The sequence below is a fragment of the Dorea amylophila genome, assembly GCF_025567265.1.
Taxonomy (GTDB): Bacteria; Bacillota; Clostridia; order Lachnospirales; family Lachnospiraceae; genus Dorea_A; species Dorea_A amylophila.
The window spans coordinates 1-26,070 of record NZ_JAOQJW010000015.1 but is presented as its reverse complement, the minus strand read 5'-3'; the positions used below and the strand labels follow the sequence as shown (position 1 = coordinate 26,070).

At 41.6% G+C, this 26,070-nt stretch carries 26 protein-coding genes; 7 read left to right on the top strand and 19 right to left on the bottom strand.

All coding sequences use genetic code 11. The features are described 5' to 3' along the window. Positions 1-25: 25 nt before the first annotated feature. From OCV72_RS10320 to OCV72_RS10270, 11 genes are all read right to left on the bottom strand, one after another. A complete protein-coding gene (locus tag OCV72_RS10320; protein WP_055283696.1) occupies positions 26-1,165 on the bottom strand; it encodes an aminotransferase class V-fold PLP-dependent enzyme in 1,140 nt (379 codons plus the stop codon). Between the two features lie 227 nt (positions 1,166-1,392). Then, positions 1,393-2,304 carry a selenium metabolism-associated LysR family transcriptional regulator gene (locus tag OCV72_RS10315; protein WP_055283694.1) on the bottom strand — a complete coding sequence of 304 codons (912 nt, stop codon included), beginning with the start codon at positions 2,302-2,304 and terminating at the stop codon, positions 1,393-1,395. Beyond that, on the bottom strand, positions 2,304-4,217 hold the full coding sequence (gene selB / locus OCV72_RS10310; protein ID WP_055283692.1) for a selenocysteine-specific translation elongation factor: 1,914 nt from the start codon (positions 4,215-4,217) through the stop codon (positions 2,304-2,306). The genes OCV72_RS10315 and selB overlap by 1 nt, the downstream gene beginning before the upstream one ends. Positions 4,218-4,232: 15 nt before the next feature. Next, the gene (gene selA, locus OCV72_RS10305) at positions 4,233-5,651 is read right to left on the bottom strand and encodes an L-seryl-tRNA(Sec) selenium transferase (RefSeq protein WP_055283689.1); all 1,419 of its coding nucleotides are present in this window, start codon (positions 5,649-5,651) and stop codon (positions 4,233-4,235) included. Positions 5,652-5,690: 39 nt separating this feature from the next. Next, a complete protein-coding gene (gene selD / locus OCV72_RS10300) occupies positions 5,691-6,731 on the bottom strand; it encodes a selenide, water dikinase SelD (RefSeq protein ID WP_081021050.1) in 1,041 nt (346 codons plus the stop codon). Positions 6,732-6,898: 167 nt separating this feature from the next. Further along, on the bottom strand, positions 6,899-7,504 hold the full coding sequence (gene yedF / locus OCV72_RS10295; RefSeq protein ID WP_055283687.1) for a sulfurtransferase-like selenium metabolism protein YedF: 606 nt from the start codon (positions 7,502-7,504) through the stop codon (positions 6,899-6,901). A gap of 115 nt (positions 7,505-7,619) precedes the next feature. Further along, positions 7,620-8,279 (bottom strand): PHP domain-containing protein, encoded by a 660-nt coding sequence (locus OCV72_RS10290; RefSeq protein WP_055283685.1) that lies wholly within the window; start codon positions 8,277-8,279, stop codon positions 7,620-7,622. 143 nt (positions 8,280-8,422) lie between these two features. Further along, a complete protein-coding gene (locus OCV72_RS10285) occupies positions 8,423-9,133 on the bottom strand; it encodes a GTP pyrophosphokinase (protein ID WP_055283683.1) in 711 nt (236 codons plus the stop codon). A gap of 164 nt (positions 9,134-9,297) precedes the next feature. Next, positions 9,298-9,798, bottom strand: coding sequence for a cob(I)yrinic acid a,c-diamide adenosyltransferase (locus tag OCV72_RS10280; RefSeq protein ID WP_227080316.1), 501 nt, complete (start codon positions 9,796-9,798; stop codon positions 9,298-9,300). A 132-nt stretch (positions 9,799-9,930) separates the two neighbouring features. Beyond that, positions 9,931-10,995 carry a PTS sugar transporter subunit IIC gene (locus OCV72_RS10275; RefSeq protein WP_055283681.1) on the bottom strand — a complete coding sequence of 355 codons (1,065 nt, stop codon included), beginning with the start codon at positions 10,993-10,995 and terminating at the stop codon, positions 9,931-9,933. Positions 10,996-11,142: 147 nt separating this feature from the next. Continuing rightward, entirely contained in the window at positions 11,143-11,991 is an 849-nt protein-coding gene (locus OCV72_RS10270) for an aldo/keto reductase (RefSeq protein ID WP_055283678.1), read from the bottom strand. A gap of 198 nt (positions 11,992-12,189) precedes the next feature. On the opposite strand from OCV72_RS10270, the gene OCV72_RS10265 reads away from it, so the two are divergent. Next, a complete protein-coding gene (locus OCV72_RS10265) occupies positions 12,190-12,453 on the top strand; it encodes a hypothetical protein (RefSeq protein ID WP_022416470.1) in 264 nt (87 codons plus the stop codon). Positions 12,454-12,513: 60 nt separating this feature from the next. Here the strand turns inward: OCV72_RS10265 and OCV72_RS10260 are convergent, their stop codons facing one another. The 7 genes from OCV72_RS10260 to OCV72_RS10230 all read right to left on the bottom strand — a co-directional run bounded on the left by OCV72_RS10260 (position 12,514) and on the right by OCV72_RS10230 (position 20,090). Next, on the bottom strand, positions 12,514-12,843 hold the full coding sequence (locus OCV72_RS10260; RefSeq protein ID WP_055283676.1) for a PadR family transcriptional regulator: 330 nt from the start codon (positions 12,841-12,843) through the stop codon (positions 12,514-12,516). Between the two features lie 84 nt (positions 12,844-12,927). Further along, complete coding sequence (locus OCV72_RS10255) at positions 12,928-13,689, bottom strand: ABC transporter ATP-binding protein (RefSeq protein ID WP_055283674.1); 762 nt, start codon at positions 13,687-13,689, stop codon at positions 12,928-12,930. Next, positions 13,679-15,205: a hypothetical protein gene (locus OCV72_RS10250; RefSeq protein WP_172677220.1), complete on the bottom strand. Its 1,527-nt coding sequence runs from the start codon at positions 15,203-15,205 to the stop codon at positions 13,679-13,681. Before OCV72_RS10250 ends, OCV72_RS10255 begins: the two co-directional genes overlap by 11 nt. A 481-nt stretch (positions 15,206-15,686) precedes the next feature. Then, positions 15,687-16,010: a hypothetical protein gene (locus OCV72_RS10245; RefSeq protein ID WP_055283670.1), complete on the bottom strand. Its 324-nt coding sequence runs from the start codon at positions 16,008-16,010 to the stop codon at positions 15,687-15,689. A gap of 397 nt (positions 16,011-16,407) precedes the next feature. Next, positions 16,408-17,835: an ABC transporter permease gene (locus tag OCV72_RS10240; protein ID WP_055283668.1), complete on the bottom strand. Its 1,428-nt coding sequence runs from the start codon at positions 17,833-17,835 to the stop codon at positions 16,408-16,410. Beyond that, positions 17,798-19,372, bottom strand: a complete 1,575-nt coding sequence (locus OCV72_RS10235; RefSeq protein WP_055283666.1) for a COG1361 S-layer family protein — start codon at positions 19,370-19,372, stop codon at positions 17,798-17,800. The genes OCV72_RS10240 and OCV72_RS10235 overlap by 38 nt, the downstream gene beginning before the upstream one ends. Next, on the bottom strand, positions 19,338-20,090 hold the full coding sequence (locus OCV72_RS10230) for an ABC transporter ATP-binding protein (protein WP_055283664.1): 753 nt from the start codon (positions 20,088-20,090) through the stop codon (positions 19,338-19,340). The genes OCV72_RS10235 and OCV72_RS10230 overlap by 35 nt, the downstream gene beginning before the upstream one ends. Positions 20,091-20,382: 292 nt before the next feature. On the opposite strand from OCV72_RS10230, the gene OCV72_RS10225 reads away from it, so the two are divergent. The 4 genes from OCV72_RS10225 to OCV72_RS10210 all read left to right on the top strand — a co-directional run bounded on the left by OCV72_RS10225 (position 20,383) and on the right by OCV72_RS10210 (position 22,433). After that, positions 20,383-20,742 (top strand): CidA/LrgA family protein, encoded by a 360-nt coding sequence (locus OCV72_RS10225; protein ID WP_006426152.1) that lies wholly within the window; start codon positions 20,383-20,385, stop codon positions 20,740-20,742. Continuing rightward, complete coding sequence (locus OCV72_RS10220; protein ID WP_055181568.1) at positions 20,735-21,427, top strand: LrgB family protein; 693 nt, start codon at positions 20,735-20,737, stop codon at positions 21,425-21,427. The genes OCV72_RS10225 and OCV72_RS10220 overlap by 8 nt, the downstream gene beginning before the upstream one ends. A gap of 35 nt (positions 21,428-21,462) precedes the next feature. Further along, positions 21,463-22,053 carry a cytidylate kinase-like family protein gene (locus OCV72_RS10215; RefSeq protein WP_055283662.1) on the top strand — a complete coding sequence of 197 codons (591 nt, stop codon included), beginning with the start codon at positions 21,463-21,465 and terminating at the stop codon, positions 22,051-22,053. An 89-nt stretch (positions 22,054-22,142) separates the two neighbouring features. Continuing rightward, positions 22,143-22,433 carry a hypothetical protein gene (locus OCV72_RS10210; RefSeq protein ID WP_028088492.1) on the top strand — a complete coding sequence of 97 codons (291 nt, stop codon included), beginning with the start codon at positions 22,143-22,145 and terminating at the stop codon, positions 22,431-22,433. Here OCV72_RS10210 and OCV72_RS10205 read toward each other — a convergent pair. Next, positions 22,428-23,276, bottom strand: a complete 849-nt coding sequence (locus OCV72_RS10205) for a MerR family transcriptional regulator (protein ID WP_055283661.1) — start codon at positions 23,274-23,276, stop codon at positions 22,428-22,430. The genes OCV72_RS10210 and OCV72_RS10205 overlap by 6 nt on opposite strands. A 105-nt stretch (positions 23,277-23,381) precedes the next feature. Between OCV72_RS10205 and OCV72_RS10200 the strand changes: the two genes are divergently transcribed. Continuing rightward, the gene (locus OCV72_RS10200; RefSeq protein ID WP_055283659.1) at positions 23,382-24,629 is read left to right on the top strand and encodes an iron-containing alcohol dehydrogenase; all 1,248 of its coding nucleotides are present in this window, start codon (positions 23,382-23,384) and stop codon (positions 24,627-24,629) included. Next, positions 24,586-25,965, top strand: a complete 1,380-nt coding sequence (locus tag OCV72_RS10195) for an aldehyde dehydrogenase (protein WP_055283657.1) — start codon at positions 24,586-24,588, stop codon at positions 25,963-25,965. Before OCV72_RS10200 ends, OCV72_RS10195 begins: the two co-directional genes overlap by 44 nt. Positions 25,966-26,070: the final 105 nt, after the last annotated feature.

The following is a 26,070-nucleotide window of genomic DNA, read 5'->3' as shown; positions in this document are numbered from 1 at the left end:
AATTTATATCATTTTTCATACATATTTACGGTTCTTCTGCCAGTTCGTGGATAGCTTTTACCGCTGTATCCACTTCTTCCTCCGTGTTGTAATGCGAGAAACTGAATCTCACAGCTCCCTGCTCTACCGTTCCGAGCGCTTTATGCATAAGCGGTGCACAATGTCCTCCTGATCTGGTAGAAATGTTATATTCCATAAGAAGCTCATCACTCACTTCTGAAGAATCATAATCACCGATGTTCAAAGTTACGATCGCACAGCGTTCTTTCTGACTGTAATCCCCATAAATCTTAACGCCCGGGATATCTTTTACCCCGTTATAAAATCTCCACATCAGTTCCTGCTCTTTTCTGCGGATATTGTCTATTCCTTCTTTTTTCAGATACCCAAGAGCCGCATGCAGTCCCGCAATGCCATGCCCATTCAACGTTCCCGCTTCCAAAGCTGTCGGCATCTGTACCGGATGTTCCTTACTGTATGTCTGGATTCCGCTTCCGCCTGTCTTCAGCGGTCTTAACTCTATTCCTTCTTTTACATATATTCCACCTGTTCCCTGTGGTGCAAGCAGTCCTTTATGTCCGGTAAAACACAGAATATCAATATTCATCTCCTGCACATTAATCGGGAAAACCCCTGCTGTCTGAGATGCGTCTACCACAAACATCAGTCCATGTGCATGCGCCATCTTCCCTATGACTGATACATCTACATAATTCCCTGTAAGATTCGATCCATTTGTACAAATGATCATCTTCGTATTTTCTTTTATCGAAGCTTCCATCTGACTAATGTCAGGCATTCCCTTCTCATCACACCTTATAATGGAAAGTTCTACTCCATTTTTCTCCATCTCATATAAAGGACGAAGCACCGAATTATGTTCCAAAACAGTTGTGATCACATGATCTCCCGGATTCAGGCTTCCCTTTATTGCAATATTCAGACTCTCTGTCGAATTCGAAGTAAATGCAATCCGTCTTGCATCTTCTGCCCCAAACAATTCCGCCAGTCTGTCTCTTGTATCATAGATAACTCTGGATGCACTGAGTGCCGCCTCACTTGCACCGCGACCGGCATTGCCCATTGAGTTCATAGCGTTTACTACCGCATCGATCACTTCCTGTGGCTTATGCATTGTCGTCGCAGCATTATCCATATATATCATACTTGATTCCTCCTAATATCTTCCCCGCATACGATTCAAGTATTATTATAAAAACACCCCGTTTATACAATACTCATTTATTTCCGAACAAATTTGTACATTATTCATATGCTTTCAGTATAGTCCATTTTCCTTTTTTCGTCTAATTGAAACATTGTATGAACCCACCGTATTAATAGATTTTTTCTATCATTACAGTGGGTTCATGTTATCAATCGTATTATCGGTTACTCTTCAATTCCGTATATTTCTTTTACTATCTTTACAAAGCGTTCGGTACTTTTTGACATCTGATAATTCTTATTATATACCAGGTTGATATCCCGTCCCTGATCTGCCTTTGGGATTGAGAATGCCAGAAGATCTCCATATTTCACTTCATCTTCTGCCGCAAGCCTGGATATCACAGAGATCCCCATTCCCTGTTTGACTGATTTTTTTATGGTTTCCTGATTCTCGATACTGGCGATAATCTTAAGCTTATCCAAATTGATTCCTGCCGCACGGAGCTGTTTTCCTGCTTCTTTTCTTGTACCGGAACCTTCCTCACGCATGATCAGATGTTCCCCGCCAATCCAGCTGATATCATCCGGCATATCTTCCAACAGCTTTTGATATTTCTCCGTATTCGGTGTGATCACAACCAGTTCATCTTTATAAAATGGGATATATTTACAGTGTTTCTTCTCCAGAACCGTACCGGTAAATCCGACATCTACCATATGATCAATAATCTGTGTAACCACCTGACTGCTGTCTGTCTCCAGAAGTTTAACCTGTTCTTTCGGATACCGTTCATTGAATTTCATCAGAATTTTCGGAAGAAGATACTGTGCCGGAATCGTAGATGCTGCAATCGTGATCAGATGCTTGCTCTCTTCTTTTCCTGTTTCAAACCGTTCTTCTATTTTTTTCTGCAGATCGATCATCTGTCTCGCATAGCGGTACAGATCCTTTCCATCGTCCGATAATTTTACTTCTTTTGTGTTTCTTACAAAAAGCCTTGCATTCAGTTCTTTCTCCAGTGACGAAATATGTGCACTGATGGTCGGCTGTGTCAGGAACAGCTGCTTTGCTGCCTTTGAAAAACTGCCTCCCTCTGCTACCTGAACGAAAGCTTCTAATTGTTTCAGATTCATCAGTATGCCACCCTTTCGCTCTCTGCTCCTGTCTTCTTCGTTACCTTGATACTGTCCATGTATTCCAGGATCGGTTTTGCGCTCTTTCTGCTTGTCGCAAACATATCCCTCACCTGTGCGATCGTGATCAGGGGATCTTCTTTCAGATGTTCTCTGATCTTCTCTTTCGCAGTCTCCATATAAGAAGTCAGTGTATACATTTCATCATTTATTTTTACAATCTGCTTTTCTTCTAATAAGATATTCAGGATATCATCCATGATCTCCTGCGGTACATCTTTACATGTGATCTCGGAATATCTTGCAAAGTCAAACCCGGCCTTCTTAAATGTATCCAGCATGATCTCCGATACCCTGTCATAGATCTTATCTTTTCTCACTTCATATCCCGGAGTGCTCAAAAATTCATCCACTCTCTTCAAACTTCCCTGTTCTTCCAGGAGCGTCAGGATTCTGTCATATACATTTGCTTTTACCTTTTTAAAATACGTTGTCTGTACCTGTGCTTTCTTGATTCCGTAGCGGTATGGATACTTCTCTTCGTATTCTGTCAGAGCTTTCAGCAAAATGTGTTCTGCCTCTCTTGCCGAATCGCAGTGCCATACATATGTATCTTTCCTCATCGGAAATACATATACACTTCCCTGCCCTTCCAGTTCTTTTACATCCTGTTCTACCTCTCCGAGTGAAAGTGCCGTCAGTTTCGCAAGTTCAGAGACTGTGATCAGGGTATCTGCATGACTCTTCACATGCATTTCGATCACATCCGCAGATGACCCCTCTTCTTTCCGTTTCAGTTCTTCGATCACTTCCGGCTGGAATCTTCTCTTAATCTTCGGATTCGGCTCCAGAACGACGCCACCGCCAATGGTTTCCATCGGAGAATAAAAACGTACGACAAATTTATCGCCACGTCTTACAGCAACTTCTTCCTCCATCCGGAGCTGTACATATCCACTTTCCCCCGGTCCGATCTCTTCTTTGTCCAGAAGTACCGCACGGCACAGGACTTCACTGGTTCCTGTAAAGAAATGCAGCCGGGTGTGATTCGTAAGGATTCTCACGGATGAATCCAGCACATTTAACTTTACATCGAGAAGATCTGTATTCTTCATACTGTTCAGAGGTGCCAGCACACATCCCCTTTTAATCTCTTTTTTCTTTACATTTGAAAGGTTGATCGCCACACGCTGTCCGGCATAGCATTCTTTTTTATCTTCCCCGTGCACCTGGATACTCCGGATCTTACATTCCGTTCCGACCGGATACATCTGAAGTGTATCTTCTTTTGTAATCGTTCCGGATACCAGGGTTCCGGTGATGATCGTTCCGAATCCTGACAGGGAGAATACTCTGTCAATCGGCAGACGCGGAATGGTATGGATGTCTTTCTGCACGACTTCATCTCTGGTCTGATGCTCAATCTCTTTCACCAGGTCACCAAGTCCTTCACCTGTTGCTGCAGATACCCTTATCAGAGGTGCATGTTCCAGAAAAGTACCGGAAAGCTCCTCCCGCACATCTTCTTCCATCATCTCCAGCCATTCTTCATCCACAAGATCACATTTATTCAACACAATGATACTCTTCTCAATTCCGAGAAGATTCAAAATATCCATGTGTTCTCTTGTCTGCGGCATGATTCCTTCATCCGCTGCAATTACCAGAAGTACCAGGTCCATTCCGACAACTCCGGCAACCATATTGTTGATAAATTTCTCATGTCCGGGTACATCGATGATCCCCGCGCGGTCTCCGCCCGGCAGATCAAAATAGGTAAACCCCAGATCGATCGTAATTCCTCTGCGCTGTTCTTCTTCCCAGCGGTCTGTATTTCTTCCGGTCAGTGCTTTGATCAGTGTCGTCTTACCATGATCAATGTGTCCGGCCGTTCCGATAATAATATTCTTCATAGCCTTCTTTCACACCTACCGTTCTTCTTTTTCTTTCTGTCCAAGTAATTCCGTCAGTTCTGATACGATCATCTTATAATCCTTGCGTTCGATCGTTCTGACATCCAGACAGATACTGTCATTGACTGTTCTTGGAATAATCGGAATCTCCAGATGCCGCATCTTTTCTTCCATCTCAGCTACACTCATACCATTTGGCTGGATGGATACGGCGCGGCTTTCCATCCTTTCAAGCGGAAGGGATCCTCCACCGATCTGTGATTCACAAGACACGACCTGTATCTTTGCATCCATTCCTGTACGGCGTAAGATTCTGGCAAAATATCCCGCTTCTTTTTCAATCTCATCAAGCGGCATTGCGATCATCCGCAGAACAGGAATATTCTGTACGGCTGTCTCTTCTGACAGATACTCCATCAGAACCATCTCCAGTGCCGCCGCCGTAAATTTATCAATACGGAGTGCACGGGTCAGCTGGTTCTTCTTCATCATATCAATATATTTCTTCTTACCAATGATAATTCCGGCCTGTGGACCGCCCAGCAGTTTGTCACCACTGAAACACACCACATCAGCACCATGTGCAATGGATTCCTGTACAGTAGGCTCATGCGTCAGTCCATATTTTTCCAAATTGATCAACACACCGCTTCCAAGATCTTCTACTACCGGAATCCCATGTTCCTTTGCGATCGGTACCAGTTCGTCAATTCCTACACTTTCTGTAAATCCTACAATCCGGTAATTGCTGGTGTGCACCTTCAGAAGTGCCTTTGTCTCTTCTGTAATTGCCTCTTCGTAATCTTCATAATGCGTCTTGTTCGTCGTTCCGACTTCGACAAGGTTTGCACCGCTCTGTTCCATTACATCCGGAATACGGAACTTTCCGCCGATCTCGATCAGTTCCCCTCTGGAAACAATCACTTCCCCGCCTTTTGCCAGGGAACTTAAGATCAAAAGCACGGAAGATGCATTATTATTGACCGCCATGGCAGCTTCTGCACCGGTTAACTTACACAGTAATTTTTCAAAATGTGAATACCGCTCTCCTCTTCTTCCTGCTTCCAGATTATATTCCAGGTTCGAATATCCACTGACGATCTCAGCTGCCCTCATCATATGCCCGAAGCTTATCGGGGCACGGCCAAGATTCGTATGCAGGATGGTTCCTGTTCCATTGATCACTTTCTTCATATTCGGTGTATGCATTGCAGATACGGCTTTTGCGATATTTTCATTCAGAAGAGCAATCTGCTGCTTTGCTTTTTCTTCCTCTTCACACACTCCGATAAATGCACGGAGTTTTTCCATCTCACTGTGGATCGCTTCCATGACGCTTTCACGGCTGTATGTCTCAATCAATACTTTTATCCCTTCATCTGCCAGAAGAATATCCACTTTCGGAATACTCCGATACAATAAATTCTTATTCATTATACTTCTCCATTCTGTCATTCTTTTCAAATATTAATTTTAGAATAACCGGATCAGCTTATCACTCTTTGGCGCAACTGTTCCGATTACGGAAACGGTTGTATCCAGTCCTGATGTTTTAAAATCTCTCATCATATTCTCATATTCTTTTGGTGATACACTGATGAGAAGTCCGCCGGAAGTCTGTGGATCATAAAGAAGATCTAAATATGTCTCATTCACCGATCCTACTTCCACCTTATCAATCGAATATCTCTTGTTCTTATAGGCACCTGCCGGAACCAGTCCCATCTTCGCATAATCATATGCATCCTGAAGATATGCAATGTCGGTAACGCTGAGTTCAAATGTCACATCACTTGCGGATGCCATCTCAACACAGTGTCCAAGCAGTCCAAAACCTGTAATATCCGTACATGCGGAAACATCATACTTCTCTACAACCTGCTTGCCTATCTTATTCAAGGATGCCATAACCGTCTGTGCCTCGCGGATTGCCGATGGCGATGCCATCTCTGCTTTGATCGCAGTATTCACGATACCACTTCCGATCTGTTTTGTAAGAATCAATATATCGCCAGGTCTGCAGCCATAATTCTTAAAGATCTTATCCGGGTGAACAAATCCGGATACGCAGAGACCGTATTTTGGCTCATCATCCTGTACTGAATGACCGCCGACTAATACCGCACCTGCTTCTTTTACCTTATCTGCACCTCCCGCAAGAATATCGCCAAGGATCGCCGGATCCAGGCAGTTCGGGAAACCTACGATGTTCAATGCTACTGCCGGCTCTCCTCCCATCGCCCACACATCACTGAGCGAGTTGGCCGCGGCGATCTGTCCGAACATATATGGATCATCTACGATCGGAGTAAAGAAATCAACCGTCTGAATCATCGCAATATCATCTGTCACTTTGTAGATGGCAGCATCATCGGAAGTCTCGATTCCTACTATTAAATTGTCATCCTCAAATTTTGGCAGCTTACTCAGAACCTGAGCAAGGGTCTCCGGACCAATCTTGGCCGCTCAACCTGCGGTTTTGCTTAAACTCGTTAATTTTACATCTGATTTCATTCTTATTACTCCTCCTGTTTTTCATACCTTTTTCCCGAGACAATCCATTTATCTCTCTGACACGCCCGGATTTTTGTATTCATTATACATACATGATAGTATAAGAAAGCCGGAACTCCTGCATCTTTCTTCAGGAATCCGGCTTTTATCCAGATATGTAAGTAAATTTATGATGGTCTGACGATTCTTCCTGCTTTTGCCATTGTCTCCACAATGCTGTACATATTCGTAACTGTACCAACTGCAAGCTTGTCTTTCAGACCATAGTAATCCAGACAGGTTCCACATGTCATGATCTCTACTCCCTGTGCTTCCAGTGATTTCAGATCTTCCAGAGAATCCGAATCTTCTGTTGTCAAGGTTGCTCCTCCATTATAGAAAAGCATTGTCTTTGGCAGAGTATCAAGCTGTGTCACTGCAAAGATAAATCCTTTGATCAGTACTTTACCTAATTCATCATTTCCAGATCCCATACGGTCAGATGATACAACAACAACTGTATTGTCTCTTGCATCCGGTACGCATACTGCTTCTGCTTCGTCTGCTGCCGGTGCTCCTTCCATTTCAATCGTAACTTTAAACTCGGCATCCCCAAGCTTCTCAGAAGTAACTTTTCCTCCTAAACCTGATGCCATCTTTGTTACGTTCTGCACTGCGATCTCATTGTCAACCAGAACTTCAATTGTCTCCGGTCCGGTCAGTGCAGCTATTGCCTTTTTGGTCTTAATAACCGGGATTGGACAATTATCCCCCATAGCATTAACTGTAATCATAATGATTCCACCTTTCCATCACCATTCCCACAATCAATACATATAGAAATATTCTATCATTATTTATGGAAAAGGTAAATATATAAATTATATAAAAGCCTGAAAACGTCTATCCTTAAAATCCTATCTCCGGATAGCCATTCCCATACTCTTGTACCTCAAGTATATGGTACGAACCATCTTCATAATATGCCGGTTTCATACCACCTTTTTTCAGAGCTTTCATGAACTCTTCCATTGTCCTTATTTCTTCCGGGAACCAGGTCGCACAGACGCCGACTTTCTCCGGAACATGACAGTCACTGGATCCCATCGTACAAAGTCCAAGTTCCTGTGCATATCTTGCTGCCTTCTGGCACGCTGCTACAGAAGTACTTCCATTCAGGACTTCCAGACCGTCCAGACCTCTTACTGTCCTTAAGTTCTCTTCCAGACCTCTGTTATTATTTCGGAATGGATGTGCCGCAAAGCAGAAGCCTCCCTGACTCTTTACAAGATCTATAAACTCCTGGGCCGGAATCCTTTCATTCGGGTATTCCTCAATTCCAAATGCGATGATGTCTCCCTGCAAAGAAAAAAACTCAATCCCGATAAAGATCGGAAATCCGGTTTTTTCCGCATATTCTTCCGCATATTCTTTCAGTCCCATATCATCATGGTCTGTGATGCAGATTGCGCCAAGACCTTTCTCCCTGGCAATTTCCACCATCTGTTCTAATTTTAAGAAACTGTCTTTTGAACAGGTCATTTCGTGCATGTGTGTATCTATAAACATGTTTCCCGGCTCCTTTGATCTTCCTTTATATTACAAGCTTTTCTCTCACTCCTCATTATATAAATAACCGCTCCGGGTTTCAAATAGAGAATCTTAATATAACCATTCCCTTATAGATAAATTCTATATAAAAGGCCCAGATATTAATCCAGGCCCTGCAGAACCCGTTGATCCTGCCTGTTCGTCTCTTTTGTCTTTGTACTTATATTTAACTCTTCCTGTTTCTCCAGACATTCTTTGATTGCTTCATTCAAAGACAGCATCTTCTCATCCAGCGTTGATACCATCTCTGCACATTCTCTCAGATCCCTGCTGATATACTCCGGCGCATCTCCTTCGAATTTATAATAGATCTTATGTTCCAGACTTGCCCAGAAATCCATCGCGATCGTACGGATCTGAATCTCTACCTTGGTATCTACAACGCTGTCAGAAAGAAATATCGGTACAGATACCAGCATATGATAGCTCTTATATCCACTTTCTTTTGGATTCTTAATATAGTCTTTGATTGACAATACTTTCAGATCACTCTGATTGCCGATCATCTCTGCCAGCCGGTAAATATCCGACGTAAAGGAACAGATCAGGCGTACCCCTGCAATATCATTGATATATTTTACCATATTCTCAATTGATATCTCGTAACCATACCTGCGTAACTTCTTTACAATACTTTCCGGTGTCTTAATTCTTGTCTTGATATGTTCGATCGGGTTGTATTTATGCACATGTTGAAATTCATCATTCAGTATCTCCAGCTTTGTCCCCACTTCTTTCAACGCTGAATTATACAGGAACATGATCGTCTTCCAACTGTCAACATCCTCATAGTTCTTCATCGTATTTTCCATATAAATGTTCTCTCTCCTCTCTTAACGAAGAGTTAAACCAGCACTGTTAATATTATACCATAAGTACTGCTAATATGCCTTATTTTTCACATTTATTTTAGAAAGATTATACATATGTAAAACAAAAAGAAGCTATCCTCAGACAGCCTCTCTCCACTCATTTTTTAAAATTCAATTCCTTCCCTCGCCTGCACCTTACGGTCATACGGATGCTTTACCTTCATCATCATCGTCGCATAATCTGCCAGATCCAGAAGGTCCTGCGATACCTCATGCCCTGTCATAATAATCTCCAGTCCGCGCGGCTTATGTTCCAGAAAACTTCTGATCTTCTCTTCACTTAAGACATTCAGATGGATCGCACACAGCGATTCATCCAGCACTAGCACATCAAAATTCGTACAGAACTTTACGATCTCATCCAACGCTTTATTATTATAATGGCGGAGTTCCGCTTTCTCATCTCCGTTCATCCGGCTTACAAACTTTACCTGATCACGCCCCGGAAGGCAGGTGATCCCGGGTACAGATTCCAGAATCTTTCTCTCATTTGAAGAATTATCTTTCAGGAACTGAAAGAAGAGCACCTGAAGTCCGGCTCCGGCGGCTCTGACTGCCTGTCCGACTGCTGCTGTTGTCTTTCCCTTGCCATCTCCGTAATACATATGAATTCTTCCAGTGCCCATCATAACTTTCTACCTGCTTTCTCCTAAATATCTCTGTAAAATCTGAACTCACATTCATCCTACAGGACATTATAATCGTTTACACCGAAAATGTAAATACAGGTAGTTTCTCTAAAATTCCAGTTTCATATCTCCGGTCTTGATCCAGTCTTTCTTTCTCATGAATTCCGAAATACCAAGTGTCACGACTGCCGGAAGTACGATCTGGATCAGTAATATTTTGATCAGAACCATCTGTGCAGACTCTGTCTGGAGCATCGTCTGCCACGTCATGATCTGTCCCACCAGACCTGCTGTCCCCATACCGGAACCGGTCGCATTATTCGTCATATGAAGCACCATTGTTCCTACCGGTCCGAGAATTGCGCTCGATATAATTGCCGGAAGCCAGATTACCGGTTTCTTCACAATATTCGGAACCTGTAACATGGAAGTGCCGATCCCCTGTGCCAGAAGTCCCCCGACTTTGTTCTCACGGTAACTTGCCACGGCAAATCCTACCATATTACAGCAGCATCCTACTGTTGCGGCTCCTGCTGCCAGACCGGACAGATTCAGGATCACACCAAGTGCTGCCGAACTAATTGGCAGTGTCAGGATCATTCCCATCAGTACCGATACAATAATCCCCATTAAAAACGGCTGCTGCTCTGTTCCCCAATTGATCAGTGAACCAAGCCAGCTCATGAATCCCGAGATTGGAGGTCCGATCAGGAATCCCACCAGACATCCACTTCCGATCGTCACGACCGGAGTCACCAGAATATCCACCTTCGTCTTACCGGATACCATATGTCCGAAGAAGATTCCCACATAGGCAGCAATGAACGCTCCCAGCGGCTCTCCCGGTCCGGCAAATACCATAGCTCCGTCTACGAATACCTTTCCGGCCAGGATACTGCTTGCAAATGCACCTGCCATTCCGGCCGTTGCTGCCGACACCACTACCAACGGTGCTTCCTTAAACTTATAGGCTACTGCCACACCAATACCGGCTCCGGTAAGGGCTGCTGCAAGCTTGCCTGCAATGAAGATCATCTCTCCGATATTTCCGCCCATAAATGTTCCGATCTGCTGGATGATCGTGCCGATGATCAGTGTTGCGAACAGACCGTGCGCCATGGCGCTTAAGCCTTCAATGAAGATGCGGTCTAATACTTTCTTTACTTTTTCCATATAACGTTCTCCTCGTCCTTCCTTATCTGCTATTTTTTGTCGATCAGTGCTGATTTACAGATATTTCGTTTGCATTTACATGTGTCTTGTCACATGTCATGAGTGTATCATACAGCTGCAGGAAAAACAAGAATTGTTTTGTTTCTGTCAAAAATTAATCTTATCCGGATGTGAACCAGAGTTCCCGAAGTTCTCTATTTTGTCTATCTGTTCCATATCCTCCGGTAATAATGAAAAATCAAAGACTTCTGAATTTTCTTTTATCCGGGATGGTGTTACCGATTTCGATAATGGCAGCACCTGATGCTGCAGACACCAGCGAATACATATTTGTGCAACTGTTTTTCCGTATTTCTGTGCAATCTGCTGTAAATTTGGATGATTTAATACCCGTCCGTTTCCCAGCGGACTCCATGCTTCTACCTGTATCATATTCTCTTTACAATATTTTACAGTTTCATTCTGCATCCATCCCGGATGAAATTCAATTTGATCAACCATTGGAATGATTTCTGTCTCCATCAGAGCCTTCAGATGATGCGGCATAAAATTAGATACTCCGATTGCTCTTATCCTGCCCTCTTTATAAAGCTCCATCATTGCTTTCCATGTAGAAATATTTATCTCTTCCCAGTTTTCAAACTGATTCACAGAAGCCGGCCAGTGTATCAGATACAAATCCAGGTAATCCGTTCCCAGATCCTGACATGTTTTTTCAAAAGCATGAAGTGTCTTTTCATAACCACGTTCCGTATTCCATACTTTGCTTGTGACAAACAACTGCTCCCTTGAAATTCCACTTTCCCGGATTCCCTCTCCTACACTGGTTTCATTTCCATATGCCGCCGCTGTATCAATATGCCTATATCCCAGTTCAATTGCAGTTTTTACACTTACGGAAGCAGTCTCTCCATCCGGTGTCTTCCATGTTCCATATCCGATACACGGAATTTCTACTTTATTTCTCAACTGAAATGTATCCGTTAAACTTTTCATTGTATCTCTTCCTCCTCATCTAATGTTTTCTGATTGTCTGACACATACATTATTATACTATTGCCTTACTGTTTTTTCCATGCAATCCCGTCTTTACTTTATTTTTGATTCCCTGTATACTTGGAATATCAAATTGTAATATTCTTTAGATTTTCCAATCTGAAAATCCAAATATACACACGAACAGGAGGACTTCATATGTTCCGTTTATGGGGAAAAGAATTTAAAGACAATCATATGCTGCGCGACACCGTAATCTGCGATGAGACGGATGAGACCAGAACGCATAAGATATTCAATGCTCTGGACTCGATCTGTTATGAGTTCGACCTCAGCAAACCGATCTGGCTGGATCATAATATTGATGAATTCAAAAGACATGACAAGACAAGATTCTATCAGGATAACTTTGTGGATTCCATTGATTTTGACTATCTGGAAATTCATATTATTGAAGAATAAAAATCACAGCCCGGAAGTTTTTTACTCCGGGCTGTATAACTATAATTCTATTTCTGTCATTTATACTGTCTGACATAGTACGTCATTCATTGCATTTCTATACGCATTCCATTCTTCGATCATTCTTTCCAGATATTTTTTTCCATTGACTGTAATGCAATAATATTTACGTAATTTTCCGTTAACTTCCTGATTATAAGATTCCAAATATCCCGACTGTACCATTCCATGCAGCATTGGATACAAAGCACCGACTTTAAGTTCAAAAATATTATTCGATCTTTTTGCCAAAGCATCAATCATCTCATACCCGTACATATCCTTTTCTGACAAAAGTTTTAAAACCAGCATTGCTGAATTACCAGAAACCATGTTTTTATTAACTTTCATGCTTTCACTCCTCACTAGCGTTAACATACTCACCAATTATTTTATAATACCTTAACCCTAATCATTTTTCAACCTGCTTCCATTTTATATCTGAACCATTTTATTTAAAATTTTTTCATAATATTTTTCATTTGATTCTTTCTTTATCAGAGAGTCCAATATTACTCCATCTTTTAGAAAAAGTGTTCTTTTCCCATAACTTGCCATTTTAGGATCATGTGTTACCATTACTACAGTTTTATTTAATGTTTCATTAATATGAACCAATGTCTTTATCACCTGCAAAGAAGTATTTGAATCAAGATTTCCAGTCGGTTCATCAGCCAGTATCAATTCAGGATTTTCTATCATTGCTCTACAAATAGCCGTTCTTTGTTTTTCACCACCTGACAATTCATATGGATATTTATCCAATAAGTTGGATATACCAAATTCAGCAGCTATTTTTCTAACAGATTTAATACCTTCTTTTAAATCATTTTCATTCAAAATCAATGGCAGCATAATATTGTCTTTTACGGTGAGACTATTCATCAAATAATAATCTTGAAATACAAATGCAATCTCTGTTCTTCGTATCCTGGCAAGATTTTCTCCATATATTTCCTGTATATTTTTCCCTTTATATAGCACAGTTCCTTTACTCGGTTCGTTAAGCATTCCAATGATTTTCAAAAGTGTGGTTTTTCCACATCCTGAACTTCCCATGATACTTATGAATTCCCCTTTATGAACTTGAAAGGATATTCCTTTTAAAACAGAATAAATATTTTCTTTTCCTTCTTGCGTTGTCGTATTGTAATTTTTTTCAACCCTTCTAACATCCAATACAATATTACTGCTCATTTTGAATGCTCCTTTCAATCTGTTTATAAACATTACTTGCCATACCATATACCATGAAATGGATGACTATTGTCAATACAACAACTACCAGCAAACTTTCTCCTATATAACGTATCGTCCAATATGTGTTCAAATCCTTATACAATATTTTTATCAAAACCATAATACACGCAAACGGTATACTACTTATACATGCAATTTCTGTTGTTAGTAATATTTCCCGCTTTAAATGGCTTTTTATTTTCATCTTATCCATTCCCTGCCGGTAAAAGAACGTATACTTCCATCTCATTTTATTTTTATAGCTTGCAATATTATTGTACAAAGTAAATATAATACAAATAACCAATGTAATAATGTTAATTATCATTGCACTTACTTTTAACATATTTGCTTCTTGTTCCTCTACGATCAGTTCTTTCTTCTCATAAATCAGATTGCCATATTTATAATCGAAAAAATTCACCTGTGAATTTTTCTCTGCATATTTATATATATCATTTACTACCCGGCTATAATTTTGTGGAATATTGATTGCAACTGTTAAATCAGATCCTCTGGCTGTTTTACTGATTCTTTCATATTCTTCATCTGAAAATACAATAATCTCTTCAAAAACATTTCCTTTTATTCCGCTTTCTTCTAATTGTCTGCTTTTAAAATTACCGGTTATAATTCTGTTTGTAGTGCCAACAATCTTATAATCTCGTGTAAATTGATTACCGGGCATAACCCGCATCGTATACACCCAGATATCCGCATCCGAATTTCCTATATACAATCTCGGTTCTTTTTTTCCGTAATCTATTCCAAGTGTTCCGTATTCCGCTTTATTTCGTTGATACACAACATATATTTCATGATTATGCAATTTCAGTTTTTCACCCGTAAGTTTCTGATATTCCGAAGCCGATATTCCTGTATGTTCTCCATAGTCACCTGCTGTAACCCGTATATCCGGAATACATTTCACTTCAATTCCATATTTCTTTTCTAATTTGTTCAAAAAATCTTTGTCCGTTTTATTTGCTCCCCATACCAGATCATACGGATAATTTTCTTTTTGCACAATGGGCAGCGTATCAATAATTTCAAAGGAAAACGTGAATATAACAATATATATAAACGCTCCTGCTATATACGAAATATTAATATGCCTGTAAAAATTGCTACACCAGTCATCTATCCAAAGAATTTTCTTATAATATCCTTTTCCTCTTTCAAAACGCTTTATAAAATAAGCACCATAGAAATATAAAAAAAGTAATATTGTAATAACTGCCAGTAAGGTTGGAATCGTATTACCGCTTTTACCCCAGTATGTCATAAGGGATATAATCGTAATTCCAGCCATAATAATTGACACAAAGCACATTTTAATATTTACTTTTGTCCGTTGTCTTGTCTCACTTTCATTACTGATAAGATAATCAATACCCAGACACGAGATTGCCTGATCACAAACGATAAATCCCAGTCCAAAAATCAAAAAACTGATAATTAATGTAAGTTTCAACGGAGCCTCACCATATTGAATATGACCCTTTATATTTGTAAAAAAATATTCTAAAATAATTTTTAAACCCTTTGATTCATAAATTCCTAATACGATTCCTAATATTATACTGAATCCAACAATTCCCAAATATTCGAATAAAATAAATCTGTATTTATACTTTCTTTTCATTCCGAATACAGTTAACGTTTTGTATATAGCGGCTCGTTTTCTTATGTATCCACTCAACAGTAAGATCAGCAGGATCAACAGTAAACCATATGGAATAAGAAATTCTTTTTCCACTTCTATGATCAAATATGTCATTTGAGGGATGGATCCTGTTGATATGTACGAAAGGCAGCCACCCACTGCTGTCGAAAAGTATATTAATGAAATAATCCAACTACATCCTAAAACCGTTCGAATATAATCATTCTTATTTTCTCTTAATATATCTCTAAACAACCTGTTCATACTTCTTCCACCATCCCTCTTCATATTATAAGAATAATCTGTATACCGCCAAAAAGATAATACACATTATTTTTATTAAAAATGAAATTCCAGTCATTCCTTCTGCAATCATTGATTCTTTATGTCTTGCACGTCCTACCGCACATATAATATTCAATACTAAAAACATACAACAACATACCGCACCAACAACAATTAATGTATTAGCCGTTCCTATGCCTCCCTCCTCATCTATTAATCTTTGCAGATTAGAGTGCAGCATAATATTAATTCTCCACACGCACAATATAATTCCCACCACATTAAATGGAATATCAATCATTAAAATAGCATTTCCTAATTTCTTCATAACATAGTACCTCCTTACTTTTTTAATAACAGAAAAACTGTAACATCTATTTTCCTAATGTTATCTTTATACTTCTTTCGCTCCTTTCCGATTTTATTGTGTATGTTACAATTATTTCTATTATTTTTTGCTTTTTCATTATCTATTTTGAATATATATCTTTTTTCGATATATGTCAATATTTTAATTATATATTTTTACATTATATATAACAATTTAACACTCATCATTTGTACATAATTATTATCTTTCCTGCTCTTCCTCTATATACAGAAAACCTACTACCTGCACTTCTTTCGAACATATGACAAGAAAAAAGAAGATGTCTAGCAATCTGCCTTACACCTTCTTCTTTCATTGTAATTTTATATTTTATTTATTATAAAAATCTTATTCCCTATTCATTCCTGATCGCCGCAAGCGGACTCAGCTTCATTGCCCGTTTCGCCGGGAAATATCCCGCCAGCACTCCGACCAGCACTGCAAATACCATGGACATCAGCACAAGCCACCACGGAATATAAGATATCGTGCTGTCTGTTCCCATCGACATAGCACCGCTGCTTCCAACAATTATATTAATGGCTGCTGACATTACGAAGCTTAGAATATTTCCGGCAATTCCTCCGAGAAGACCTATAAACGCTGCTTCCAGCAGGAACATTTCCCGGATATTCCTAAGACTGCATCCAAGTACCTTCATCACACCGATTTCCTTTGTCCGTTCATAAATGGACATCATCATCGTATTTGCAATTCCGATTGCAGCTACCAGTAATGACACCGCACCAATACCTCCGAGCACCGCCTGTACAATCGCGAACTGACTCTTCATACTATCCAGATATTCCGCATTGGTCTCAACATTATATCCCATATTACGGATTACATCAGCGACCTCATTCACGTGATCTATATCGTCTGCTTTCACTTTTAATGACGTATAATAGAAGCCTTTTAATGCCTTTCCAGCTTTGGTCTTCGGCTGTCCCGGAATGACTTTACCTGCATATTCTTTCCGCAATAACTGCTTTAAAGTCTCCAAGTCACAAAATACACTGTCATAATTATTGGAATAGTCATCCAGGCCGCCATTTATCACACCGCTTGCCCTTACTACATATTTTTGGACAGGTTTTGTCTGTCCGGTTCCGGAATCTGACTGGCTCCCTGCACCTGCTGTTCCGTCTGTACTTTCTCCAAAGGCTGTGCTGCTGTCACTATTGTAATTCTCTGTATCCGTGATCATGAAAAGAGAATCTTTCATCAGATTGATATTCGGGACTTTCCCGGTATCATAATATCCGTTGCCGCTTCCTGTTTCATAAAAATCAGTGATCACGCCATTTCCGAATATCAGCTCCAGATGTCCTGTTCCGGTCTTTGGAAGCGTTCCATCTCCAAGATCCATATTTAGGGATTTCAGGCCTTCCGGTGTCATTCCTTGCAACTGGACATACGCCATATAGGAGCCTTTCAGCAGGATCACCGAAGTCTCATAGATTGGTGCAGCTAATTTCACATGATCCATTTTACTGATCTTTTCAACCAACTGGTCATCTATCCTTTTTTCTGTCTCCTGTCCTGATCCCATACTTTCTGTCGTCATACCGTCACTGTTGTCCGATCCGGTCACAGTGATACTGGTCAGACCTCCCGACTGTTCCACTTCCTTATAAAGGGACTGCTGCATACCAAGTCCGAGTGAGATCATCACTACAATCGAAGCTGTACCGATCAACACACCAAGGACCGTCAGAAATGTACGGAGTTTCCTTCTCCGCAGACTATTGATGCTCATCCTCAGAAGATCGTTCCAGTTCATCCAATAACTCCTCCTCTTCAATCTCTGCCAGCTGTTTCTTTTTGCGCTTCTTAAGTATTACGACTGCTGCCACCACTACAATGACCACTGCTGCGATTACAACCGGAATTACAGGAAAACTTTTCTGTGTCTCCTCCGGCATATCGGAAGCTGCCGCCTCATCATCATCCACTTTTTCTGTCACTTCCAGATTCAGATCCTTCGTGGTTGTTGAAATGTTTCCCGATTCATCTTCATAACTAAGTGTCATCGTTACCTTCGCCGGACCATCCGATATTTTCTTTCCTTCCAGCATGGCATCAATCGAACCGGTTGCACCGGATTCTATATTTCCGATAAATACTTCCGACTTTTTGATATTCTTTCCTTCAAATGTAGCTTTTACATTATAGAGTTTGATCCGTCCCAGATTATAAAGACTACACATCACATTTGCTTCTTCACCGACAGCAACGCTCTGCGGACTGATCTCAAAATCGCTGATTTCAAATCTTGCATCCTGCTTCACCGGAATAGAGATACTTGACGATCCTTCTACCTGCGTAGCATTCGGATCTTCATATTTCATGGAAAGTTCCATGCTGTATGGCTTCTGAAGAAGATCTGATTTTGCATTCAGTTCGATACTGATATCGGCTGTTCCATTCGGGGCAATGCTGTCCAGATAGATGGAGCTTGCACCGGATGATGGAAGGAATGCCGGTGATGTCGTCTGTTCATCGCTGCCTTCTGTCGGTGCTGAAAGATCGAACAGCATATTGCTGACTTTCATCCTGGATGTATTTTTCAGATGGATCGTTAACTTGAAATTACTGCCCGCACGGACTTCTGCCGGATCGGTTGTAAATCCGGTTACGATCACACGCGGAACAGAACCATTTCCCGAAGCTGCACCTCCATCCGTACTTCCACCGGCTCCTCCGCTGTAAGCTGCTTCTCCGTTACTGTAACCGCCGGCATCCGGTATCTGGTAAGATGTGTCAGAACCACTGCCTGCTCCATTGCCTTTTCCTGTATCCTTGCCGTCATCTGTATCTTTGTTGTCTTTATTATCCTGTGTGTCTTTCTGTACCGGCTTTGCTGTGGTATTCACATAGAACTGCTTTTCTGCTTCTTCCTGTCCGTCTGCCGTAACCTTGAACTTTAAAGTATAGCGTGAAGTCTGAACATCTTCTCTCTGAGTAAAATCAAACGCCACATCTTTTGATTTTCCGTTTTCCAGGGTTCCAATGTTCTGCTGGTAACTCTGCATCTCTGTTTTGAATGGCCATACATCATTGTCATCTCCAAGATCCGGTGTTACCGTTACATTATTCATCGGATTCCCCGAATGATTCGTTACAGTAAATGTCCATGTCTTCTTTTCTCCCGCTTTATACGTCAGCACCTTATTGTCTTTTGACTCGATCGTAATTCCTGTTGCAGCCTGTACCATCTGCGGATGCAGCATAGTTGTCATCATGATCACTGCCAGAAAGGCAACAATGATTCTTTTCAAGCAATTATTTCCTGTCTCTTTCTGTATTCGTTTCTGCATGTCTTTCTCCCTCTTCTTTCCCTTTTTTCCATCGGTTATCTTCTATCTTAATGATCCTGCCGTCCCGGATATGAAATACCCTGTCCGCATAAGTTGCCAGATGATCATCATGTGTGACCATGACCAATGTCTTCTTCTGCTCTCTGACCACCCGCTGCATCAGTTCCATGACTTCTTCCGATGTATGGGAATCCAGATTTCCTGTCGGCTCATCGGCAAATATAATATCCGGATCTACTACCAGTGCCCTGGCAACTCCCACTCTCTGCTGCTGTCCGCCCGACATCTGGTTCGGCAGATGCTTCTTATGCTTTCCAAGTTTTACCAGATCTAACATCTCATTGGCTTTTCGTACTCTTACATCTCTTGGAACGCCGCGGAAACTAAGCGGCAATGCTACATTTTCCACCGCATTCAACGTTCCCATCAGATGAAATGACTGAAAAATGAATCCCACATGATCCCGCCGGAATGTCACCAATTGTTCTTCATTTAACTTTTCAATATGCTTTCCCGCAATGATGACCTCTCCCTTTGTCGGTTTTTCCAGCCCCGCCAGCATATTCAGAAGTGTTGATTTACCGGAACCGGAGGTCCCGACAATTGCACAAAACTCTCCTTCATATATCTCAAAATCCACACCATCCAGTGCGCGTACAAACTCATCACCAACACGGTACAGCTTGTATAGATTCCTGACTTCAATTACCTTCCTCATACTCCTCCTCTCTGTCGTTTTTCAGACTTTTCAGAATATGGATTCATTTTACTATAAAAATATAAAGACTTCCTCTTATAAATTATGAAGATTTTCTTAATACCTCCGACTGTTCAGATAATATTTCTCATTTATGCCGTTTAAATTCCTCGCCATATCACACGTATTATATTTTATACAATTTTCGCTAAGATTTTCCGTGCATATTATTTCAGAAGTGGTATAATTGGTAGGACAATTTCACCAAAGTAAAGTGGATATCTTATGATTCACAAGATATAGGGAGGAACACATGAAGTTTGTAAGACAATTTATGATCATCCTGGCGATTTCATTCGTCGGAGAACTGTTGCACGCATTACTGCCGCTCCCGGTTCCGGCCAGCATCTACGGCCTCGTTCTTATGCTGATCGGTTTACAGACCGGTATACTTCCACTCAATGCAGTAAATGAAGCCGGAGGATTTCTGATTGAAATCATGCCAATGCTTTTTATCCCTGCCGGAGTCGGACTTATGGTTTCCTGGGGTGCTTTAAAGCCAGTCATCATTCCGATCAGTATTATTATCGTCGTTACAACCATCCTTGTTATGGCCGTAAGCGGACGTATTGCACAGTTTATCTTAAAGAAAGAGGACAAAAAACATGAGTAAATTATTACAGGATTCAGCTTTTTTCTGTCTGGCAATCAGCCTGATCGGATATGAGATTGGTATCATTCTCAGACAAAAGACAAAGCTTGCGCTCTGCAATCCACTGCTGATCTCAATTGTATTTGTGATTATTATTTTGAAAGTTACCAATATTAAATATGAAGTATATGAAGATGGTTCTTCGTTACTCAGCTATCTGCTGACACCTTCTACCGTCTGCCTTGCAATTCCGCTGCATCAGCAGATGGGACTGTTGAAAAAGAATATGAAAGCTATCCTTGCCGGTATTCTCTCCGGTGTATTCACCAGTCTGGCCGGTGTATGGGTCTTCTCGATGTTATTCCATCTGGATAAGAAGATCTATGCAACCCTGCTTCCGAAGTCTATCACGACAGCGATCGGAATGGGAATCTCTGAGGAGCTTGGTGGAATCGTTACGATCACCGTTGCAGCTATCATCATTACCGGAATCATCGGAAATATGTTCGGTGATGTGATCTGCCGGCTGTGCGGGATCAGGCATCCGATCGCCACAGGTCTCGCCATCGGAACGGCTTCCCATGCCATGGGAACGGCCAAAGCTATGGAGCTTGGAGAGATTGAAGGTGCTATGAGCAGTCTTTCTATCGCTGTTTCGGGACTTATGACGGTTATCGGTGCAACGATTTTCTATCAGTTATATTAATGAATTATGAATCAGATAAATGGAGGTTAACGATTATGGAAAAAACAATTATCTGTATCGGACGTGAATATGGAAGCGGCGGACATGCCATCGGAAAGATTCTTGCAAAACGTACCGGGTATGAATTCTATGATAAAGAACGTTTCATTGCAATTGCAAAAGAACGTGGATTTGAGGGGGAAGTTGAAGAATATCTGGAAGAACAGCCGATGAACAGTCTGCTGTATTCTATCGCTATGAACTACTCCAGACCTAAGAAGAAGCCATTTCCTTTTGAACTCGTAGAAGAACTGGCCGCCGAGAAGCCGTGCATCATCATTGGCCGCTGCGCCGGATACCTTACACGTGAACAGGACAATGCCTTCAGTGTATTCATTCATGCAGATATGGACAAGCGGATTGCTGCAGTCATGGCCCGTGACCACATCAATTCCCGCTTAAAAGCCAAACGTAAGATTGAAGAAATTGATGAAAAACGCAGTACTTTCCGCAAGGAATTCACCGGTGAAGAATGGGGACAGTCCAAATACTACAACCTGTCCATTGACACCACTCATCTGAGTTATCAGCAGGCTGCAGATCTGATTCTTTATTACAAAAAACTTGCAGAAGAGGCTCAGAAATAAAAGAATCTGCCTTTAGAAATCTGCCTTTATGAATCATTCTTTTTGTGATAAGATGAGAATACCGACTGAACAACAAGGGAGGATTTCTTATGATCAAGGTTATCGGTCTCAATACAAAAGTATTAAAAAAAGAACCTTTCTCCGGTTCTCATCATGGCATGCGCTTCTTCATGCGTGCAGAAAATGACATTCTGCACGTATGGGTGTATCCGGAACCATGGTGCTTCGAACAGACTTCTGATGATGTAAAGACTTTGAAAGATTTTCCATTCACCGGAGAAGGACTGGATGAATCACTGGAATGGATCTCTCAGGAATTTGAAGAGCGCAAAGATTACTGGATGCAGATGGAGAAAGATAAGATGAAAATGATACTATAAATCACTGACCGCTGCAAATATATATTTCAGATATTTCCGTTCTTCGTTTGGGTCGATCACATTGACAATACTGAGAATGTAAATATCTGAACTCCATTTTTTCTTCTCTTTCTGCAGTAATTCCATCATCTTTCTGTAAGTTCTGCTGATATCTCCGTCACTTTCCCGCGATACAGCCACAAGATATTCCCCCGGCTTCATCTCTGTATATACTTTCTGCTTTTTATCCGCAAAACTAAACACATTTTTATACGAATATATTCCCTTCATAAATGCTTCTTTCCCAATTGCGGATCCCATTGGAAATGCCTGGACATCCGGAATCTCACAACATTTCAGATGTCTGCGTATATCTTCTGCTATCTCCCCGGACGAAGTCGCCGGTGACGACCGGACTTCTGTCAACATCAGATATAAAGAATGTTCCACTTTTCTGATCACTGGTTTCCCTACATCTGCGATCCGGATCTGATCCAGAATCTTCCTCGTTCCGGCAATCGTGTGGATCTTACGGTCCAGTTCTCTTCTCATCATGAGCAGTCTGTCATACTGCTGATCCACAAAAGCGTCAAATCTTACCTCTTCCCCGCCCAACAGGTATTCTTTAATATCACCCACCGAACAGTCCAGTTCACGGAATGTTCGGATAAAATAATAGGAGCTGATCTGTGCATAACTATAATAATGATATCCGTTGACCGGATTCTTCTTTGGCACCAGAATTCCCTGGCGCTCATAATAGCGGAGTGTATCTCTGGTGGTCTGGCACATCTTTGCAAATTCACCTGCAGTGATGCAGTATTCGTCTTTTTTCTGCATATCTTTCACTCTCTTTCTTGACATGGGTGTTACCCCCAGTTTTATTCTAGCACAGGATTTTGCAGTATGACACTGTATTTTTCCAATTCTTTTGAACACACAATTTTTTATATTATATGGAGGTTTCTCATGAATACTTTTAAGAAAATATACTGTCGCATTTTTCAGACTTGTTTTAAAATTGCTCTTCCGTTTCTTCCTTACCGGGAACCGGAATTAATCGATGGATTCAAAAATGTCCCTGCCGTACTGAAAAAACATCACATTTCCCACATCCTGCTCGTCACAGATCCGGGTGTCTACAAGCTTGGACTTACAAAACCTTTAGAAAAACAGCTTTCAAAATCTCAGATTTCATGTACAATATATAAAGATACAGTTGCAAATCCAACTTCTGCCAACGTAGAAGATGCGAAGGATCTTTATCTTGACCATGAATGTCAGGCACTTCTTGCATTCGGCGGCGGTTCTTCCATGGACTGTGCAAAAGCAGTCGGTGCAAGACTTGCCCGCCCGCATAAGTCTCTTTCTAAGATGGAAGGCATCTTAAAGATCTGGCACAGACTTCCGCTCCTGATTGCAGTTCCGACAACTGCCGGAACCGGAAGTGAGACCACTCTTGCAGCTGTGATCACCGATGCCGATACGCATCACAAATATGCAATCAACGATTTTAATCTGATTCCAGACTATGCGGTACTGGAGCCATCCGTCACTTACGGACTTCCGCCACAGCTTACGGCAACTACCGGTATGGACGCACTGACCCATGCCATTGAAGCTTATATCGGACGCTCTACTACCAGACAGACACGCAGCGCAGCTGTCGAAGCAATCCAACTGATCTTCGCCAACCTGCAAAACGCTTATAATAATGGAAATGACAAAACTGCAAGACATCATATGCTCCGTGCCTCTTATCTTGCCGGAACTGCCTTTACCAAAAGTTATGTCGGATATGTGCACGCCGTAGCCCACAGTCTCGGTGGATGTTACGGAATTCCTCATGGACTTGCCAATTCTGTACTCCTTCCGGTCATACTAGAAGCGTATGGAACTGCCGCACACAAAAAGCTAGCCAGACTTGCGCGTCTTACCGGCATCTCTGATTCGGACCTTGACGCAGTTGCTGCCGGAGAATTCATCCGGCATATCCGAAACATGAATCTTTCCATGAATATCCCTGAGACACTGGATGGTATCCGCAATGAGGATATTCCGAAACTGGCCCGTTATGCAGATAAAGAAGCGAACCCTCTCTATCCAGTACCTGTTTTATGGGGACCTTCAAAACTGGAACAGATGTATCATCTTGTACAGGAGGTAAATGAAAATGACAGAAACAGAAATTCAGAACATCCTGGAAAAGCAGCATAAATTTTTCCAGACAGGCCAGACTCTGCCTGTAGCTTATCGAATAGAGCAACTTCAGAAATTAAAAGATTCTATCATCCGCCACGAACCGGATCTGAATCTTGCCTTAAAAGCCGACCTTGGAAAAAGTGAGACAGAAAGCTATATGTGTGAGATAGGACTCACACTTTCAGAACTTAGCTGGATGCTGAAGCACATAAAAAAACTGACAAAAGAAACGGTCGTTCCGACACCGCTGGCACAGTTTGCAGCCAAAAGCTTCCGTTCTCCTTCCCCATACGGAAATGTTCTCATTATGAGTCCTTGGAATTATCCGGTCCTGCTAACTCTGGAACCACTGATCGATGCACTGGCTGCCGGCAATACCGCTGTCGTTAAGCCAAGTGCTTATGCACCATCCACCAGCCGTGTGATGCGGGAGATCATCGAAGAATGCTTTGCAAATGAATATGTCTCTGTTGTGACCGGCGGACGTGCCGAGAACCAGGCTCTTTTAAACCAGCGTTTTGATAAGATCTTCTTCACCGGCGGAAAGACGGTCGGACGTGAAGTCTTAAGACATGCAGCCGAATATTTAACACCGGTAACTTTGGAACTTGGCGGTAAAAGTCCATGTATTGTAGACTCTACGGCCAAAATTCCTCTTGCCGCAAGACGTATTGTCTTTGGTAAATACTTAAACTGCGGACAGACCTGTGTCGCACCGGATTATATTCTCTGTGATAAAGCGATCCGTGACCAGTTGACCGATGCGATCAAATCCGAGATCCGCCGTCAGTTCAGTAAACATCCATTGGAGAATCCTAATTACGGTAAGATCATCAACCGGAAACATTTCCAGCGGCTGCAGGGGCTGATTGATTCTTCCAAAGTAGTGATCGGCGGACAATCGGATGCCAAGATCTTACGCATTGCACCTACTGTGATGAAGAATGTTACATGGGAGGATGCTGTCATGGGCGAGGAAATCTTCGGACCAATCCTTCCGATCCTGACTTACGAATCACTGGATGATGCCATTCAGACCGTGGAATCACATCCGCATCCGCTGGCACTGTATTTTTTCAGTGAAGATAAAGCTGCACAGAAGAAAGTCCTTGACCGCTGTCACTTCGGTGGTGGCTGTATCAACGATACCATCATTCATCTTGCTACCAGTGCCATGCCGTTCGGCGGTGTCGGTGAAAGCGGAATGGGTGGATATCACGGGAAAGCCGGATTCGATGAGTTTACACATTACAGGAGTATTGTGGATAAAAAGACCTGGATGGATCTTCCGGTGCGGTATCAAAGGTATAATAAGTTTAAGAGGAAGATGTTGCGGATGTTTTTAAAATAATTTGGGATTCAATTTATTAACGGGGAAGCGGCCTCTCAGTCCTTGAAGGAAACAATAGATAAGGCTTCTTGTTCAGGTTCCATACCATAAGAAACACTAAGAGAG